Annotated in this window: 10 protein-coding genes; 8 read left to right on the forward strand and 2 right to left on the reverse strand. The window is 71.9% G+C overall.

What is annotated here, in order from left to right; translation table 11 throughout:
- The first annotated feature begins 211 nt into the window (after nucleotides 1-211).
- Nucleotides 212-2,200 (forward strand): ATP-binding protein, encoded by a 1,989-nt coding sequence (locus WME98_RS46140; RefSeq protein WP_437947990.1) that lies wholly within the window; start codon nucleotides 212-214, stop codon nucleotides 2,198-2,200.
- 168 nt (nucleotides 2,201-2,368) lie between these two features.
- Here WME98_RS46140 and WME98_RS46145 read toward each other — a convergent pair whose 3' ends face one another.
- On the reverse strand, nucleotides 2,369-5,665 hold the full coding sequence (locus tag WME98_RS46145) for a UvrD-helicase domain-containing protein (RefSeq protein WP_437947991.1): 3,297 nt from the start codon (nucleotides 5,663-5,665) through the stop codon (nucleotides 2,369-2,371).
- A gap of 529 nt (nucleotides 5,666-6,194) precedes the next feature.
- On the opposite strand from WME98_RS46145, the gene WME98_RS46150 reads away from it, so the two are divergent.
- The 7 genes from WME98_RS46150 (at nucleotide 6,195) to WME98_RS46180 (ending at nucleotide 16,394) form a co-directional block, all read left to right on the forward strand.
- On the forward strand, nucleotides 6,195-8,516 hold the full coding sequence (locus WME98_RS46150; protein ID WP_437947992.1) for a DUF2169 domain-containing protein: 2,322 nt from the start codon (nucleotides 6,195-6,197) through the stop codon (nucleotides 8,514-8,516).
- Nucleotides 8,517-8,628: 112 nt separating this feature from the next.
- On the forward strand, nucleotides 8,629-11,046 hold the full coding sequence (locus WME98_RS46155) for a type VI secretion system Vgr family protein (protein WP_437947993.1): 2,418 nt from the start codon (nucleotides 8,629-8,631) through the stop codon (nucleotides 11,044-11,046).
- Between the two features lie 67 nt (nucleotides 11,047-11,113).
- Entirely contained in the window at nucleotides 11,114-11,581 is a 468-nt protein-coding gene (locus WME98_RS46160; RefSeq protein WP_437947994.1) for a hypothetical protein, read from the forward strand.
- Between the two features lie 45 nt (nucleotides 11,582-11,626).
- Entirely contained in the window at nucleotides 11,627-14,275 is a 2,649-nt protein-coding gene (locus WME98_RS46165) for a DUF2169 domain-containing protein (RefSeq protein WP_437947995.1), read from the forward strand.
- Nucleotides 14,272-15,321 (forward strand): pentapeptide repeat-containing protein, encoded by a 1,050-nt coding sequence (locus WME98_RS46170; protein WP_437947996.1) that lies wholly within the window; start codon nucleotides 14,272-14,274, stop codon nucleotides 15,319-15,321. The genes WME98_RS46165 and WME98_RS46170 overlap by 4 nt, the downstream gene beginning before the upstream one ends.
- Nucleotides 15,322-15,338: 17 nt before the next feature.
- Nucleotides 15,339-15,983, forward strand: a complete 645-nt coding sequence (locus WME98_RS46175; RefSeq protein WP_437338861.1) for a DUF3540 domain-containing protein — start codon at nucleotides 15,339-15,341, stop codon at nucleotides 15,981-15,983.
- Nucleotides 15,984-16,001: 18 nt separating this feature from the next.
- On the forward strand, nucleotides 16,002-16,394 hold the full coding sequence (locus WME98_RS46180; RefSeq protein ID WP_061627573.1) for a DUF4150 domain-containing protein: 393 nt from the start codon (nucleotides 16,002-16,004) through the stop codon (nucleotides 16,392-16,394).
- A gap of 25 nt (nucleotides 16,395-16,419) precedes the next feature.
- On the opposite strand, the gene WME98_RS46185 is transcribed toward WME98_RS46180, so the two are convergent.
- Complete coding sequence (locus WME98_RS46185; protein WP_437947997.1) at nucleotides 16,420-17,700, reverse strand: hypothetical protein; 1,281 nt, start codon at nucleotides 17,698-17,700, stop codon at nucleotides 16,420-16,422.
- Nucleotides 17,701-18,050: the final 350 nt, after the last annotated feature.

An 18,050-nucleotide genomic window follows, 5' to 3' on the forward strand; every position in this document is an offset into this window, starting at 1 on the left:
GGCCCGGTTCGGTTCGGCCGCCGCGAACGCGCCGCGCTCTCTTCAGTTCATGCACGCTTTCCGCCCTTCGCGGCAGGGCTGCGGATCCGACGTTGACGATTGTTGGAAAGGTGGTTGTCACGCGGGATCGCATACCGTAACCTACGACCGGTCACGAAAGCGCCTGGCTCGCTCCGCTGGCGTCCTGGGATCGCGATCGATCGATCCCAGGATGGGGAGGGCCACGATGCGGATGAACATGGATCTGCCGCGCGGTGACGTCGCGGTCACCGGCCCGCGCGTCGCGCCGTTCGACGTGCCCAACCACGCTGTCCAGTTCTACGAGAGCGAGACCTTTCTGGCTGAGAGGGTCGCCGCGTTCCTGATGGAAGGGCTGGACGCCGGTCAGCCGCTCCTCGTCATTGCCACGGAGCCGCATCGCGACGCGTTCGTTGCTCGCCTGGCGTCGGCGAGGCCCGAGCTCGACGCGCTCCGCGCCGAGGGTCGTGTCATCTTCCTGGACGCGCGCGAGACGCTCTCCACGTTCATGATCGGCGCGATGCCGGATCCCGAGCTCTTCCGGGGCACGATCCGCCGCTTGATAGAGCAGAGCCGACGCGGACTCGACGGGGTGACCCTGCGCGCCTATGGGGAGATGGTCGACGTCCTGTGGCGCGACGCGAATCCGGACGCGGCCATCCGGCTGGAGGAGCTCTGGAACGAGATCGTGAGCGACGGCACGATCGCCCTCTTGTGCGCTTACGCGATGGGCGGCTTCCGCACGGATGCGCACGGATCGCGGTTTCGAGACGTCTGTAGCACGCACGCGCACGTGATTCCCACCGAGAGATACACGCAGCTCGAGGAGCACGCCCGCCTGCGGGAGATCAGCGTGCTCCAGCAGCGCGCGCGAGCGCTGGAGAGCGAGCTCGAGTACCGCGAGGAGCTCGAGGGCGCGCTGCGGCAAGCGCTGGCCGATCGCGAGCGCGCCGAGGCCGAGCGCGAGCGGGTCCTCGCGATGGAGCGAGCAGCCCGAGCAGCGGCGGAGGCGGCGAGCCGCTTGAAGGACGAGTTCTTGGCGGTCCTCTCTCATGAGCTGCGGACGCCGCTCAACGCAATCCTGGGATGGTCGCATATCGCCAACGGCGTCCCGGAAGATGCGGCGACCGTCAAGCACGCGCTGACGGTGATCCGTCGGAACACGGCAGTGCAGCTGAGGGTCATCGAGGATCTCCTCGACGTGTCGCGGATCGTGACCGGAAAGCTGCGGGTCAGCGTCAGCATCGTCGATCTCGGCGAGATCCTGAGCTCGGCGCTCGACACCGTCCGCCCTGCGGCGGACGCGAAGAGGATCGAGCTGACGCTGCGCATCGACGACTCCGCGCGCAGGACGACCGGCGACCCCGCGCGGCTTCAGCAGGTCGCCTGGAACCTCCTGTCCAACGCCGTAAAGTTCACGCCCGAGTGCGGGAGGGTCGAGGTATGGCTCGAGCGTGCCGGCGGGCAGAGGCGGATTGTCGTTCGGGATACCGGGCAGGGCATCGCGCGCGAGTTCTTGCCGCACGTCTTCGAGCGATTCCGTCAGGAGGACACGGGCACCACGCGCAAGCACGGAGGTCTCGGGCTAGGACTATCGCTCGTGCGGTACCTCGTGGAGGCGCACGGAGGCACGGTCGCGGCCGACAGCGACGGCGAGGGGCGCGGCGCGACGTTCACGGTGACGCTGCCGTTCCGCCAGCCTGCTGCGGACTCCGTGAGGCAGCCTGCTCCACGAACGAAGGTGACGCTGCGCGACGTGCGCGTGCTCATCGTGGACGACGACGCCGACACGCGGGAGCTGTTCGCGTACATGCTCACCGGGACGGAAGCGACGGTCGCGTGCGCAGCGTCGGTTGAGGAGGCGCTCGCGCAGCTCTCCTCGCGAGCGTTCGACGTGATGATCAGCGACATCGGAATGCCGGGGCGCGACGGCTACGTGCTCATCGACACGGTCCGCAGGCACGTCGACCCGAAGGTCCGCAGCATCCACGCGATCGCGGTGACGTCCTACGCGGGGGAGCACTACCGGCGACGAGCCATCGAGGGCGGGTATGACGAGTACATCGCGAAGCCCCTGGAGCCGGGTCGCTTCGTGGCGACCGTCGCGCAGCTGGTCGGGCGACCGTCGCGCAGCGCGTCGTCGGGGGCGACCGCGGGGACAAACGACGAAGATGTTTGCTAGCGGTGCTCGACGCGGTTTGAACCTCAAGGCGCGCTGATCGCCATAAAGAAGATGGTGATTCGATCCGTCTCGGACGCCGAGGAGCGGATCTTCGGGTCCTCTGGCGCCCTTGGCGCCTGACGGTTTTTATCCTCGGGCTCGCTGTTCAGGCGCGGCGCGAGCGCTGCCCTAAAACAGCTTCATCTGGCGATCCGCCGCCGCGCGCGGCCTCTTCTGCGCCTCCGGCGACGGACCGGCCCGCAGGAGCAGCCGCTCCTCGACCTCGCGAACGAACGGCGAGATCTCGGTCTCGACCACCTTGCCGTGCCGCGCGCGCTGCATCGCGCGCGTGAGGAACAGCCGCTCTCGCGCCCGCGTCATGCCGACATAGAAGAGGCGGCGCTCCTCGGCGACGTCCGTCTCCTCCCTGCCGGGGAACCGCAACGGGAGCAGGCCGTCCTCGCACCCCACCAGGAAGACCACCCGGAACTCCAGCCCCTTGGCCGCGTGCAGCGTGAGGAGCGAGATGCGGTCGGCCCGCGGATCCCACGCGTCGATCTCCGTGCTCACCGCGAGCTCGATCAAGAATCGGTCGAGATCCCCTCCGCAGCGCTCCGCGAGCGGCAAAAGCAGCTCCAGTGCCGCGTCCACGTCGGCCTCGCCGAGGCGCGCCGCGCCCTCCGCGACCGCCTCCGCGGGCGGCGCGCCGTCCACCGCCGGCTGCGCGACCTCCTCCCGCAGCCGCGCCGCGGCCGCCTTGAGCCGCGCCGCGAGCGGCCCCGGCGGAGCGCCGGCCAGCGCACGCGCGAGCGCCTCCGAGGCCGCGCGCTCGACGAGGCGACGCTCCGACCGCCGCTGGAACGGCATGCCCGAGCGGGCGAACGCCTCCCGGAGCGGCTCGGATTGCGCCTCCGTCCGGTAGAGCACCGCGAAATCCGAGAAGGAGTATTCACCGCCCGACACGGGCAGGTCCACCCGCCCGCTATCCATCGAAAAGAACGTCGACCCCCCGAGCATCCGCTCGATGGTGTGCACCACGCGCTCGGCCTCGGCCGCCTCCGTGGGCGATTCATGGACTGCCACGAGCTCCACGCCCCCCGCGCTCGGCAGGAGCTCGCGCGCGCCGAGCGTCGGCGAGGGCGCGATCACCTGGAGCGCCGCCTCGACGATCGGGCGCGACGAGCGGTAATTCCGCTTCAGCCGCACCACGCGCGCCGCCGGGAAGTCCTGCTGGAAGCGGAAGAAGAAGCCCACGTCCGCGCCGCGGAAGCCGTAGATGGCCTGATCCGGATCGCCGATGGCGCAGACGTTCCCGCCGGGCGGGACCAGCGCGCGCACCAGCCGGTACTGGCGCTCGTCGATGTCCTGGTATTCGTCGATGGAGAGATACCGGGCCCGCGCGCGCGCCGCGGCGAGCGCGTCGCCCTGCGCCTCGAGGAGCAGCACCGCATGGCCGACGAGATCGTCCAGGTCGAGGAGCCCGCGCGCGGCGAGCTCGTCCTCGTACACCTTCCACGCGCGGTCGAGGTGGCGGTCGATCTCGCCGCCTTCGGCCGGCGCGCCCTCCTGCGGCCGGGGCGCGTCGGCGTGGCGCGGGTAGCGCCGCTTCAGCGCGGCGATGTCGGCGAGCAGCCGGGCCGCCCGCCGCTCCGGGACGTTGAGCGCCGCGGCGAGCATCGCCAGCCGCTCGCGCTCGCCGGCGATCCCGGGCGGAGCGCCGCCGGCGGCCTGCGCGTGCTCGCGGAGCAGCGAGAGGCCGAGCGCGTGGAAGGTCATGGCCGGCACGCGGCCGCCGGCCTCGCCGAGCAGCGCGCCGAGCCGCTCCCGCATCTCGTCGGCGGCCCGGCGCGTGAACGTGATCGCGAGGCACTGCTCCGGCGGCACGCCGAGATCCAGGACGAGGTGGGCGATCCGGTGCGTGAGCGTGCGGGTCTTGCCCGTGCCCGGCCCCGCCAGGAGGAGCACCGCGCCCTCGGTGAGCTCCGCCGCGGCCCGCTGCTCCGGGTCGAGCCCGTCGAGCAGCGCCGCGCCCCCCGGGGGCCCCCCGCCGGGCGGCGCGCCGAGGGACGCCTCGCCGGCGGGCCCCGGCGCGCGCTCGGCGGGGGCCCGGCCGCGGCGCGGGGGCGGCCGCGACGCGTCGGAAGCGCGCGGCGGCGTGGGAGGGCGCGCCGGCGCGGACGGCGGCTCCGGCGCCGCGGGCTCGGGCTGGAAGAGGAGCCCGCCCCCGCGGCGCTGCGTGAGCTCCTCCGGCTGGAAGACCCGGATCACGCCGTACTCGCCGTCGTAGCCGGCGTCGCGGATCACGCGCCCCTCGCGCATCCGCGCGATCGCCTCGGAGAGGAGCGGCGTCCCGGCGCGCTCGATCTCGTCGAGCGGGGCGTCGCCGAGGAGGAACAGCTCGGGGCCGAGCCGCGACAGCACCCCGTCGTAGCTCCGCTGCACCACCTTGCTGGAGGCGCCAACGCCGTGGAGCTCGGCCAGCACCTCGGGCAGCGGCACCAGGTTGCGGAACTCGCTCGCGCCCTCGGGGCGCACCCCCTCCTCGCGGTCGGCGAGCTCCTCGACCCGGTGCAGCACGCCCACGGTGACCGGGTGCCCGCACACGGGGCACGCGAGGGAGCGCGCCCGCGTCTCCGCCGGCGACAGCACGACATTGCACTTCCGGTGGCCGTCGAGGTGGTATTTGCCCTCTTCCGGGAAGAACTCCACCGTGCCGCCGAAGCCCTGTCCGGTCTCCAGGGCGCGCCGGATCGCGAAGTAATCGAGCGGCGCGTCGAACGCCGTGGCCTCGCGGCCGAGCTTCGCGGGCGAGTGCGCGTCCGAGCTGGAGACGAGCCGGTAGCGATCGAGCCCCGAGATGCGCCAGTTCATCGCGGGATCGGACGAGAGCCCGGTCTCGAGCGCGAAGATGTGCGGCGCGAGATCGCCGTAGCACTCCTCGACCGCGTCGAAGCCGGCCTTGGAGCCGAGCACCGAGAACCACGGAGTCCAGATGTGCGCTGGCACGAGGTAGGAGCCCTCGCCCGACTCCAGCACGATCTCGAGCAGGTGGCGCGAATCGAGCCCCAGGATCGGCCGCCCGTCGGCGGTCAGGTTGCCGATCTTCGAGAGCGCGCGGACGATCCGGTCCGCGGCCTCGAAGTCCGGCGCATAGAGGAGATGATGGATTTTGCGCGTCCGATCTCCCTTCTTGTAGATCGTCGAGATCTCCACCGAGAGCATGAAGCGGGTCTCCCCGCGGCACGCGCCAGGGAGACGCTCCGACACGGCGCGGCCCAGGTCGTCTCGCAGGCGGAAGAGGCCGGGCTCGGCGGGCACGAGGCGCTCGCGGAGCTCGGCCATCCACGCCGGATGGGTGAAATCCCCCGTGCCGAGCACCGCGATGCCCTTGCGCTGAGCCCAGTAGCTCAGGTGCGCGAGATCGCAATCGCTGCTCGTGGCGCGCGAATATTTCGAATGCACGTGAAGGTCGGCATAGAAACGCATGGTGACCCGTAATTGAGGTGTTGTTCCCTATCGAGAACTTCCTCGCGCTGTCAATCGTGGACACCGATGCTTTTGTTGAATAAATGATGGGAAAATTGATGCGCGAATCGTAAAGATCCGAGATGAAGCGCGGAACGTGGCAATCGAGGGTCGCTCGCCGTAATGTCAATGCCGGCGGGGCGGGCGCGACGTGGATGCGGCATGGATGCGGCCTGGAGTGGAAAGGAGTGGAGAGGCGGTTGTCGACGGGCGTCGAGCGCGACGCGCGTCGACGGAGACGCGTGCGACGCGCGGGGGCCAGCGCGCCTCTGTCGCTCGCTATCGCGTCGAGTCCGCTCGCCCCTCGACTGGGCCGGTGTGCTCGCGGCGAGATCTCCGGAACGACACGCTCCTACCTGGAGCGATCCGGACAGGCGACCTACCTCACCTTCGCTGCGCCCGCTTGCATCCGCGAGGCGTGCCACGGTACGTTACACCGCCCAAGAGCCCTCCGTCGCGGTCGAGGCGCGCGGGGCCCGAGAGCTCGTTCGTGCAGTCGCCCTGGCCCCTCCCTGTCGCCACCCTGACGCCGGCCTCGTGCGGCGCCGTCCTGTGGCGGATGCAGGGCGCCGAGCGGCTCACGGTCATCGTCAAGGCCACCTTCTCCCTCGTCCACGAGCGCACCGCGGAGCTCGCCGCTCCGGCGGCTCTCGTCGGCGCCGACGTTCCTCGGGATGGGTGGGGCAGCCTCGAACAGGCCTGCGAGACAGCACCCTACCTCCCGAGCGCAGGGGTCCTCGTGCGCGGACACGCCTCGGCGCCCGCGGGGACGACCGTCACCGCGCTCTCGGTGCGGGTCGCGCTCTTCGGCGACGACCGCTGGATCCTCAACAAGGTGCTCCACGTCTACGGCGACCGCACGCGCGAGGCGCCGAGCCCACGCCCGTTCGCCCGCATCCCGATCGTGTACGAGCGCGCGTACGGCGGCCCGCATGTCGAGACGAACCCCGTGGGCGTGGGGTTCGGCGCGACGCTGCCGAACCTGGTGGATCCGGCCGACGCGACGCGGCCGGCCGGCTTCGGTCCGATCGCGCGGACATGGGCCCCGCGGCGGTGCTTCCTCCAGCAGGGCCAGGAGCCCGACGCCCCCGTGCCGGCGCTCGATGGCAGCTTCGATTTCCGCTACTTCCAGGCCGCGCCCGCGGACCAGCAGCTCGATTTCCTGCGCGGCGGCGCGTGGATCTACCTCGAAGGACTGCATCCGCACTACCCGTGGTTCCGGTCGAGCCTGCCGCCGGCGCGCGGGGTCGCGCGGCTCTACCGGAGCGGGCCGGGGGGCGAGGACCACGAGCAGCCGGTCGAGCTGGTCGCCGACACGCTGGCCATCGACGCGGATCGCCTGCTCTGCTCGATGGTCTGGCGCGGGAGCGCCGCGCTCGCGCCGGGCGACACGCTGGCCCGGATGCGCGTGGCCGCGGGCGTCGAGATGCCGGGGGTGCCGCTCGTGTGGCCCTCTCCACGCTCTGGCCCGTCGTCGCCCCTCGCGCCTCCCGATGCGCCCCCCGCCGGGAGCGCACCTGGGGCCGGTCGTGGCCTGACGCTCGCCGGGGACGAGCAGGAGGGCGAGACCTCCGACGGCCACCCCTCGAGGCCCCGGTCCCGCCCGCTTGCGCCCTTCGCGCTGGCCGAGCCCCGGAGCGCGCCTGCGCCCCAGGGGACCGCGCTCCCCGGGGCGCCCTGGAGCCCGGTGCGCTTCATGCCATTGAATCCGCTGCTCGGCGAGACGGCGGACGCCACGGTGCGCGCGTACGCGCCGCCGTTCGATATGTCCCCGCCCCAGGCAGGCGGCGCCGAGCCGTCGCCGCCTGCCGGCTTGCCGTTCGTGCCGGCGCCGGTGCCGCGTCCCGAGCGGGCCCCGGACGCCGTGCCGTTCGCGATGCCCTTCGCCCGCGCCGAGGCCGCGCTGCCGCCGCACCTCGACGCTCCCGCCGGGGTGGCCGCGCTGCCGCCGCACCTCGACGCTCCCGCCGGGGTGGCCGCGCTGCCGCCGCACCTCGACGCTCCCGCCGGGGTGGCCGCGCCGCCGCCGCACCTCGACGCTCCCGCCGGGGTGGCCGCGCTCCCGCCGCACCTCGACGCTCCCGCCGGGGTGGCCGCGCTCCCGCCGCACCTCGACGCTCCCGCCGGGGCCCGGGGCACACGCGCGACGCTGCTCGCTAGACTGCGCAGCCGCGGGCCGCTCGACGACCTGGAGCTGGCGGGCCTCGACCTCGAAGGCATCGATTTCAACGGAGCGTCGCTCGAGCACCTGAACCTCGCCGGCGCGACCCTCGCCCGGTGCAACCTCTCGGCGGCGCGCCTCGCCGGGGCCAACCTGCGCGGCGCGGATCTGACGGACGCGCGCCTCGACGCCGCCGACCTCACGCGCGCCGATCTCTCCCGCGCCACGCTGGACCGCGCGCAGCTCTCCTCCGCGATCCTCGATCGCGTGGATCTCTCCTTCGCGAAGGGCTCGAACGCGACCTTCGCCGGCGCGTCGCTGCAGGGCGCCGACCTGCGGCAGGCGCGCTTCATCGAGGCCACCTTCGACCGGGCGAACCTCGCCGGCATCAACGGCAGCAAGGCCGACTTCTCGCGCGCCGGCTTCTCGCGCGCCAACCTCTCCGGCGCCGTCCTTCGCGCGGCGAAGCTCAAAGAAGCGCAGCTCCCGTGCGCCAGCGTGGAGGGCGCCGACCTGCGCGACGCGGACCTCGCGGGCGCCAACGTCTATGGCGTCAAGCTCGAGAGCGCAAAGTCGAGCGGCGCCATCCTCCGCTCCCTCGTCGAGATCCCGCCGTCCGAAGGCGATCCAGGAGAACTTTCCAGGAGTTGACCTTGCGGCCAATTTTTGTCTAGTTGCATGATGAGCTCTCCCCGGGGCGTCAGGCGGCCGCGGTCGTCGCGCGATCCCCGGTGCGTGCCCTCGAAAGTTGCAGGTGAATGCCATGGATCTCATCACAATCTCTTCGGGCGTGCTCCCTGCCACCACGCGCGTCGTCGGCTTTCGCGGCATCGAGGCCATCTCGCGCCCGTACCAGATCGAGATCTTCCTCCAGCTCCAGGGCCAAGACGCGGAGTCGTTCGACCTCTCCGACGCGGTGGGCGCCAAGGCCTCGCTCGTGCTGGATCGGGTCACCGACAAGCTCCCACCTTTCGTGTTCTCCGGCATCTTCGCGAACGTCTCGATCCTGCACGAGACCGAGGGCCGCACGCTGCTCCGCGCGGCGCTCGTCCCGAAGCTCTGGCTGCTCAGCCTCTCCCGGCACAGCCGCATCTTCACCAGGCAATCGGTGCCCGACGTCATCAAGGCCGTCCTGGAGGAGAACGGGATCGCCGCCGACGAGTACGAGCTGCGGCTCGGCAGCTACGAGGTCGAGGAGCACATCTGCCAGTACCGCGAGAGCGACCTCGACTTCCTCTCGCGATGGATGGAGCGCGAGGGCATCTTCTATTTCTTCGAGCACACGCCGGACGGCGACAAGGTCATCTTCTGCGACGCCACCAGCTATGAAGAGGACGCGATCGGAGAGCCCGTCCGCTACCATCCCCAGGAAGGTCACGACGTGAGCGCGGGCGCGTCGTTCCGGTCCTTCACCTGCCAGCACACGACGCTGCCGGCGATGATCAAGCTCAAGGACTACGACTACGCCCGGCCCAACCTCAATGTCGCTGGCTCGGCCCACGTGTCGCCGAACGGCGCGGGCGAGGTGAACCTGTACGGGGAGCGCTTCTTCACGCCGGCGGCGGGCGAGCGGCTCGCGAAGATCCGCGCCGAGGAGATGCTCGCGCGGCAGGTGCTGTATCACGGGACGGGCACCCGCACGCACCTCCGATCCGGCTACACGTTCGAGCTCGAGGACCACCCGCGCGCGGCGTTCAACGCGAGATACCTCACCATCGAGGTGCGCCACCAGGGCAACCAGATGGCGGCGTCCACGCAGCTCCGCGAGCTGCTCGACCTGCAGCACGAGGACGTCTATTTCGCCGAGATCACCGCCATCCCCCTGAAGACGCAGTTTCGCGCGGAGTCCCGCACGCCGTGGCCGCGCATCTACGGGTACGAGAACGGCACGGTGGATGGACCGGCCGAGAGCGAGTACGCGCAGATCGACGACCTCGGCCGCTACAACGTGAAGTTCAGGTTCGACGAGAGCAACCTGAAGAGCGGGAAGGCCTCGACCTTCGTGCGCATGATGCAGCCCCACGGCGGCGGCATCGAGGGCTTCCACTTCCCGCTGCGCCGGGGCACGGAGGTGGTCCTGAGCTTCCTCGGCGGCGACCCCGATCGGCCGGTCATCTCGGGCGTCGTGCCGAACGCGCTCACGCCGAGCCCGGTCACGAGCGGCAACCACACGAAGAACGTCATCCAGACGGGCGGCCGCAACCGCCTCGAGCTCGAGGACCAGGCCGGGCAGCAGCGCGTCACCCTGTCGACCCCGTACTCGAACACCTACGTGCGCATGGGCTCTCCCAACGACGGGCACGAGCTCATCGTCAAGACCGACGACAACACGCTCCTCGACGCGGGCAAGACGTTCGACCAGACGGTGGGCCAGAACGGCGGCGGGTCGTGGAACGCCACCATCAAGGACAACTGGATCACCCACGTCCAGTCCGGCATCCACGAGCTCTACGTCGAGACCGGCACCTCGTACACCGAGGTCAAGGGCGACACGTGGCTCCACGTCACGAGCGGCAACCTCTTCACCGACGTCGACTCGGCCACGATGGTGACCAACGTCGAGGGAGACACCACGACGACGGTGAAGACCGGCAATTACACGGTGAACGTCAACACCGGGAACACCACCGTCACCACGAAGGCGGGCGATACGCTCGTCGACACCCAGGCCGGGACCACGACCGTGAAGAGCAAGGGCAAGCTCACGCTCGACACGCAGGACGAGTGCGAGGTCCGGGTCAAGAGCAACATGATCGAGTACATCGACGGCAACCGCGTCGGGCAGATCAAGGGCGCGGAGGAGCTCAAGACCTACGGGCCCTTCAAGAAGCTCTTCGTCTCGAACAACGTCAACGTCACGGGCGGGTTCAAGAGCGACACGTTCCTCGGGCTCTCGGTCACCACGGCCGTCGGCGGCGCCGTCTCCACCTTCATCGGCCTCAAGGCGACCCTGGAGCTGTCGGCCGCCTTCACGGCGACCTACGCGGCCAAGTTCGACATCACTGCCGGCGTCGCGATGGCATACAAGTTCGGCGCCTCGCTCACGATCAACAACTCCGCGGACATCACGGTGCGCCCGATCGAGCTCAAGGAGGTCAAGGCGCGGATCGAGCACATGCCGGCGAGGCTCGCGATGAGCTCGCTCCGCTTCTCCCTCTCGAACGTCCATGTCCTCAGCTAGCGCGCCGGACGGAGCGCTCCCGGGCCGCCTGCGCGGTTCGATCTGGCGAGCCTCGATCTAGCGCCCCATGCAGGCCAAGGAAAGCGCGCGCAGGAACATGGGTATCGTCATCGCTCTCACAGCCATCCTCGTGCCGCTGGTCGTCATCGCGGCCATCCTCTTCTTCGTCTTCCGGGGCGAAAATGCGCTCATCGCCAAGGGCAGGGAGCGGATGGCCGAGCTGACGCAGAGGATCGCGCGCGCCGCCCCGGCCCAGGCCACGGTGTCGTCGAGCCGCACGCTCACCACGTTCGAAGGCGGCGCCATGGCCTTCGTCGAGCTCCGGCTCGACGTGCGCCCCTCGAGCGGGGCTGCGTACGCCGCGACGACGGAATGGGAGCTCAACACGAGCTCCTTGTCGCAGGTCGAGCCCGGGAGGCCCGTGGGCGTGAAGATCGACGCCGAGGACCCCGGGCTCATCTACCCGGACGTGACGTGGGCGACGTTCTCGCGCGCGTACGCCGCGCGCCGCCTCACGGGCGCGCCCAAGCGATGAGCCCTCTTCCGGTCTGAACGAGCCCCCCGAGCCCTCGAATCCTCCATGCGCGTCATCAAACCCCAGCGCGTCTCGATCCTGCAGCGCGTGTTCGAGCTCAAGCAGGAGCGCTTCCTCGCCCTCGGCCTCACGGCCTATGTCCCGCTCGACGCGCCGGAGCTCCCGCTCCCGGAGATCGCGATGTGGCAGGAGGTCGCGAAGCAGCTCGGCAAGGACGCCGCGTTCGACGAAGGGCTCCCGAAGCCGCGGGGCGAGGTCCTGGTCTTCGGCAAGGCGTTTTCGGCGGGCGGCCAGCCGCGCCCGGCGTTCCGCGCGCGCGTCCAGGTCGGCCCCATCGACAAGGTCGTGTACGTCGTCGGCAAGCGCCGCTGGGAGCGCGGCGTGCCGACCGACCCCGAGCCGCTCACCGAGCTCGCCCTCGGTTGGGACAAGGCGTTCGGCGGGCCGGGGTTCGCCGCGAACCCGCTCGGGACGGGGTTCGCGCCGACCGAGGAGAACGGCAAGAAGATCCACGCGCTCCCCCAGCTCGAGGACCCGAAGCGCCTCGTGAAGTCGCCGAACGATCGCCCGCCGCCCGCGGCGTTCGGCCCGCTCGACCCCACCTGGCCAGGGCGGATGGACAAGGCGGGCACGTACGACGCCGCCTGGCTCGAGAACGACTTCCCCGGCCTCGCCCGCGACCTCGACCCCGAGTACTTCATGGCGGCGCCGCCCGACCAGCGCCTGCCCGGGTTCTTCCAGGGTGACGAGCCGATCGCGCTCGAGCACCTCCACCCCGAGCAGGCCGCCCTGACGAGCCGCGTAACGGCGCTCGCCGCGCGCTGCTTCTTGACGCGCGCCGCGGGCGACGTCCCCCTCGAGGAGGTCGCGACGCGGCTCGATACCGTCGTGCTCCTGCCCAACGTCGCGCGCATGATCGCGATCTTCCGCGGCGTCGCGCGCGTCGAAGAGGACGACGCGCACGACGTGAAGTGCCTGCTCGCGGCGCTCGAGCGCCGCGGCGCGCCGCGCCCCAAGGAGCATTACCAGGCCATCTTCTCGCAGCGCCTCGACAAGAAGAAAGGCGCCCTCGTGGCGTTCCGCGACCGCGACCTCCTGCCCGAGCCCGACCCCGGCGCGCCCGCGCTGCCGGACGAGAAGATCGGCGACATGGAGGACCTCCTCCAGCGCGAAGGCGCGCTGGAGCGCCGCTCGCACGAGCGGGCGCGGCGCGAGCTGGAGAAGGCGCGCCTGTCCCTGCGGGCGCTCGGCATCGATCCGGACGAGAAGGGCGTCCCGCGCGAGCTGCCGTCGCCCGAGGCGCCGCCGCGGCTCGACGACTTGCCCGACTACGTCGAGCGGGTCGAGTCGGAGGCAGCCCGCATCGAGGCCGAGGCCAAGGGCAAGCAGGAGGAGGCGCTCGCCGTGGCGCGCCAGGAGCTCGCCGAGCACGGCCTGAACCTCGACGAGATCATCGAGCGGTCGAAGAGCGAGCAGGGCGGGCCGCCGCGGTTCCGCGTCGACGAGCACATCGCCCGCATGCGCGAGACCGCCGAGGCGGGCCGTGAGCTCGGCGCCCCGCTGGAGCAGCTCGAGGCGCAGCTCGACGACCCCGCGTTCCTCGCGAGGCTGCGCAAGCTCGAGGAGGCCCAGCTCGTCGCCTACCGGCTGACCGCGCACCACCTGCCGCCCGCGGCCATCCCGGACGCCGAGGCGCGGCGGGATCTGCGCGGCCGCGTCGAGGCTGCGCTCGCTTCCGGCACGCGCGCCGTGATGACCGGCTGGGACCTCACCGGCGCGGACCTCCGCGGGCTCGACCTGTCCGGGGCCGCCCTGCAGCAGGCGCTGCTCGAGCGCGCCGACCTGCGCGGCTGCACCCTGTCCGGCGCGGACCTGTCCGGGGCCGTGCTGACGCGCGCCAACCTCGAGGGCGTCCGCCTCGCGGGCGCGACGCTCGACGGCGCGAACCTCGGCGAGGCGCAGGCGCGCGGCGCCGACTTCGGGGGCGCGCGCCTCGCCAGGGCGGTCCTGCAGCGCGGCGCGCTCGAGGAGGCGGTCTTCCGCGGCGCGGACCTCCGCGGCGCGGACCTGCTCGAGGCGCGCTTGCCGCGGGGGGACCTCGAGGGCGCCCTCGCGGACGAGGTCCTCTTCTTCGAGTGCGACCTCGAGGGCGCCAAGCTCGACCGCGCGAGCCTGCGCAAGGCGACCTTCTACCGGTGCCGGATGGCGGGGGCGAGCCTCGCGGAGGCGGTGCTCGAGGGCGCGGCGCTCGTCGAGTCCCGCGCCGAGGGCGCGTCTCTCCGGGGCGCCCGGGCGAACAACCTCCGCCTCGTGCTCGGGTGCGAGCTCGGCGGGGCCGATCTCTCGGGCGCGGAGCTCGCCCTGGCGACGATGCGCGGCGCCGCGATGGCGAAGGCGGATCTCTCCGCCGTCCGGGCCGACGGGTGCGACCTCAGCGAGTCGAGCCTGCGCGAGGCGCGCCTCGCGGGCGCGAGCCTCCGGGGCGCGCGGCTCATCCGCGCGGACCTCGCCGACGCCGAGCTCTCGGACGCGAACCTGATGGAGGCGATGCTGCAGGGCGCGAAGGTGCCCGGCGCGTCGTTCCAGCGGGCCAACCTGTTCCGCGCGAACCTGATGGGCGCCGAGGGCGACGCGCGCACGAGCTTCAAGGACGCCCACGTCGTCCGCACCCTGTTCCCGAGGCGGAAGCGATGACCAGAGACGATCTCCTCGCGTGCGTCGCGAACGCGGAGCCGGTGACCGACGAGGACCTCACGGGCGCGGACCTCCGCGAGGCCGACCTCTCCGGCGCCGTGTTCGAGCGCGTGTCGTTCCGGGGGGCCGACCTGACCTCGGCGAAGCTCCACGAGTCGGTCTTCGCCGACTGCCGGTTCGAGGGGGCGCGGCTCCCGGGCGCGCGCCTGCGCCACGCGACCTTCGACCAGTGCACGTTCCTCGCGGCCGACCTGCGCGGCGCCGATCTGGTCGCCGCGAGCCTGGTGGAAGCCGACCTGTCGCGGTCGTGCCTCGACGGCGCCGACCTGACCATCGCGAGCCTCGTCAAGCCGCGCCTCGAGGAGGCGAGCCTGAAGGGGGCGAACCTCGACCGCGCCGCGCTCGTCGACGCCGACGCCCCGCGGATCGTCCTCGAGGGCGCGAACCTGCTGCAGACGGCGCTCCTGAAGGCGGACCTGACGACGGCGAGCCTGCGCGGCGCGCGCCTCGACAAGACGATGCTGATCGGCAGCAAGCTCACCGGCCAGGACCTCTCGGGCATGGACCTCACGCTCGCGCAGCTCATGGACGCGGATCTCGGCGGCTGCGACCTCCGGGGCGCGCGGCTCGTGCAGACGAACTTCAAGGGGGCGTCCCTCGTGGGCGCCCGCCTCGACGAGGCGAACCTCGAGCGCGCCCTCTTCGCCGACGCCAACCTGTCGAACGCGTCGCTCGCGAAGGCGAAGCTCGACCAGGCGCTCTTCGTGAAGGCGCGGCTCGACGCGGCGGGCCTCGACGGCGCGAGCGCGTACCAGGCGATCTTCAAGAGCGCGAGCTGCATCGGCGCGACGTTCACCGGCGCCGATCTGACGTACGCCGACTTCTCCTACGCGGACCTCACGAGGGCCGACTTCTCGCTTTGCAAGCTGTTCCGCGCGCGGTTCCACCGGACGCGCGAGCAGGACACCCAGTTCACCAGCCGGTCCGCGGCGCTCGGCGACGACGAGGAGCTGAGCGCCGCGGAGCGGCGCTCGGAGAGTCGATAGGCAGCAAGGAGGTACCGATGAGAGACAATCTGGCAAGAAAGCTCGCGTTGCCTGAACAGGAGGTCGCGACCGTGGTGGGGGTGTCGGGCCGCTGCCTGCGCGTCCGATCGAGCTCCGGCGAGCTCGAGGCGCGGCGCGCGGCCAGCTGTCTCCTCGACCCGGCGCTCGGCGACGAGGTCCTCGTGGCGCACCACGAGCGCGGCTCGCACGTGCTCGCGGTGCTGGAGCGCGACGAGGACGCGCCGGCGCGGCTCTCCGCCGAGGGCGACCTCGAGATCGCCGCGGCCGCGGGCAGGGTCTCGGTGAGCGGGCGCGACGGCGTGGAGGTGCTCACGCCCGGCGAGGCCGTGATCGCGGCGGGCGCCGCGCGCGTCTCGGCGGGGCGCGCCGAGGTCGTGCTCGGGGCGCTGAGCCTCCTCGGCGACAGCGTCACCGCGCAGGTCGACCGCGTGAAGACCGTGGCGCAGTCGGTGGAGACGGTCGCCGAGCGCCTGGTGCAGCGGCTCGACCGGGCCTACCGCTTCATCGCGCGGTCCGAGACGGTGCGCGCGGAGTACGTGGAGTTCGAGGCGCGGTCCGCGTTCCACGTGAAGGCGGAGGCGACGCTCGTGAACAGCGGCGGGCTGACCAAGATCGACGGCCCCCAGATCCACCTGGGCTGAGAGGACGGAGGACACGAGATGTTCGCGAACACGCAGATGATGGGCATGTCCCTCGGCTTCCCCGACGTGTGCCTCACGCCGATGCCGGCCCCGACGCCGATCCCTTATCCCAACATCTCCATGCAGCCGATGGGCATCCCGGCCGCGTACAACGTGCTGTTCATGTGCACGCCGGCGCACAACCTGGCGACCACCGTGCCGCTCACGAACGGCGACAACCCGGGCGTCGCGCTCGGGGTCGCCTCGGGCATGGTGATGGGCCCGTCGCGCCACGTCACCGCGTCGTTCACCGTGCTTGCCGGCGGCATCCCGGCCACGCGGCTGACGAGCATGACGATCACGAACTCCACGAACTGCCCCGCCGTCTCCGTGGTGCCGAGCCAGGTCAAGGTGCTCCTGCTCGCGCCGTGAGCGAGCGGCCCTCGCGTCGCGGGGGCTACGGCTTGCCCGCGGAGGGCGCGGCGGGCTTGCGCGTGAGGTAGAAGAAGTCGCGCAGCGAGCGCTTGCGGATGTACTCGTCTTCCGAGAACTCGAAGCCGCTCGCCAGCGCGACCGGCATGAGCGCGCCGCCCTCGCTGGGCTCGTAGAGCAAGAACTTCGGGTACGACCAGTTCACGTCGAGCTGCGCCACCGCCGTGGCGCCGACGTGGCGCAGGCCGAGCGCGATGGCGGGCGCCGTCGTGTGGTTGCTGATGGCCACGAAGAGGACCTTGCCGTCGCGATCGAGCCCCACCGCAGAGCGGCGGATCACCGTGTTGCCGTCCAGCGTGGCGCCCCAGTTGCGGACCTCGGGCACGCGGAGCGCCGGGTGGAGCTCGCCCTCGTCGACCATGCAGCTCGGCGTCTGCCGCCACCACCGCATGGCGCCCTCCTCGGCGGCCATGCGGGCCCACGGCGCGATCTGCATCCGGCCGTCGCCGTGGAGCGCGAGGGTGCAGCCGTTCTCCCGGGGGCGCACCAGGGTCACGCCGTCGATCCGCATGCCCCACTGGCCGTGCTCGGTCATGAAGCCGCCGTTGAACGCCGCGAGCAGCCGCTCGTGGTCCGCCTCCGGGATCTTCGCGGGCCGCTCGTAGGTATTGCCCTCCTCGGTCGTCGCCGCCGGCTCCCGCGAGCCGGCCATGAGGTGGACGTCGACCCCCGAGAGATCCACCGCCACGATGAACAGCTCCGCCCAGGAGCGGTGCGGATCCGGGTGGATCAGCGTCTTGTAGAGGCGCGGCGGGTCGCCCGGGCGCGCGCGATCCACGATGGGCACCCACTGCCCGTCGCCGGGCGCCGGCCAGGCCGCGTGCGAGGGGCCGACGTCCTTCGGCCGGAACGCCGCCGCCACGACCGCCGGGGCGACCGCGGCGCTCGCCTCGGCGGCGGGCGCGGCCGGCGCCGGCGCCGGCTCGGGCACCTCCCAGTACGTCTTCGGCGGCTCGTTCTTGCGAAGGAGCTGGTGGACGCGATCCTCGACGCCGTAGGCGGTCTCCTCGAGCGCCGTCACGTTCTCGGCCCCGATCACGGAGCGCAGGCCGTTCGCGACGAGCGGGCCCATCCACGGGATCCGGTGCACCGCGATCCACAATCCGACGCCGGCGAGCCCCGAGACGGCGAGGGAGCCGAGGACCCAGCGCCGCAGCCGGCGGCGGCGTTGCAGGGCGTCGGGGCGCTGCGGGGCGGAGTGCCCGGCCTGGGCCGGCGTGTTCGAGGCTTCGGCGGTGTCGGCCATTGGATGATGCGCGTGATGCGCGTGATGCGCGTGCTGCGCGTGCTGCGGGTGCGTCGCGTGGAGGGGAGCAGCGAAGCGACGCGGGCGCTCGCGATCCGCGGTCCCCCCGGCTCGGGGAGGGTGTAGCACGATGCGCCGAGCGCACGAAACCCGCTCCGCGCAGGGCGCGGCGCGGAAGCGGAAGCGGAGAGGAGCGGCGAGCGCGGGTCCGACCGCCGCGTCCGTCGCGGCGCGCGGCGACGATCCCGCTGCCGGGTTCGCGGTCGCGCCTCGACTTCCTCACCGCGCCGTACTAGAGTCGCGGCCTCGGACTGACCTGGCACGGGTCGCGGTGCTCGGTCGCTGTCATG

It is taken from the genome of Sorangium sp. So ce296 (assembly GCF_051529605.1).
GTDB classification, from domain to species: domain Bacteria; phylum Myxococcota_A; class Polyangia; order Polyangiales; family Polyangiaceae; genus Sorangium; species Sorangium cellulosum_D.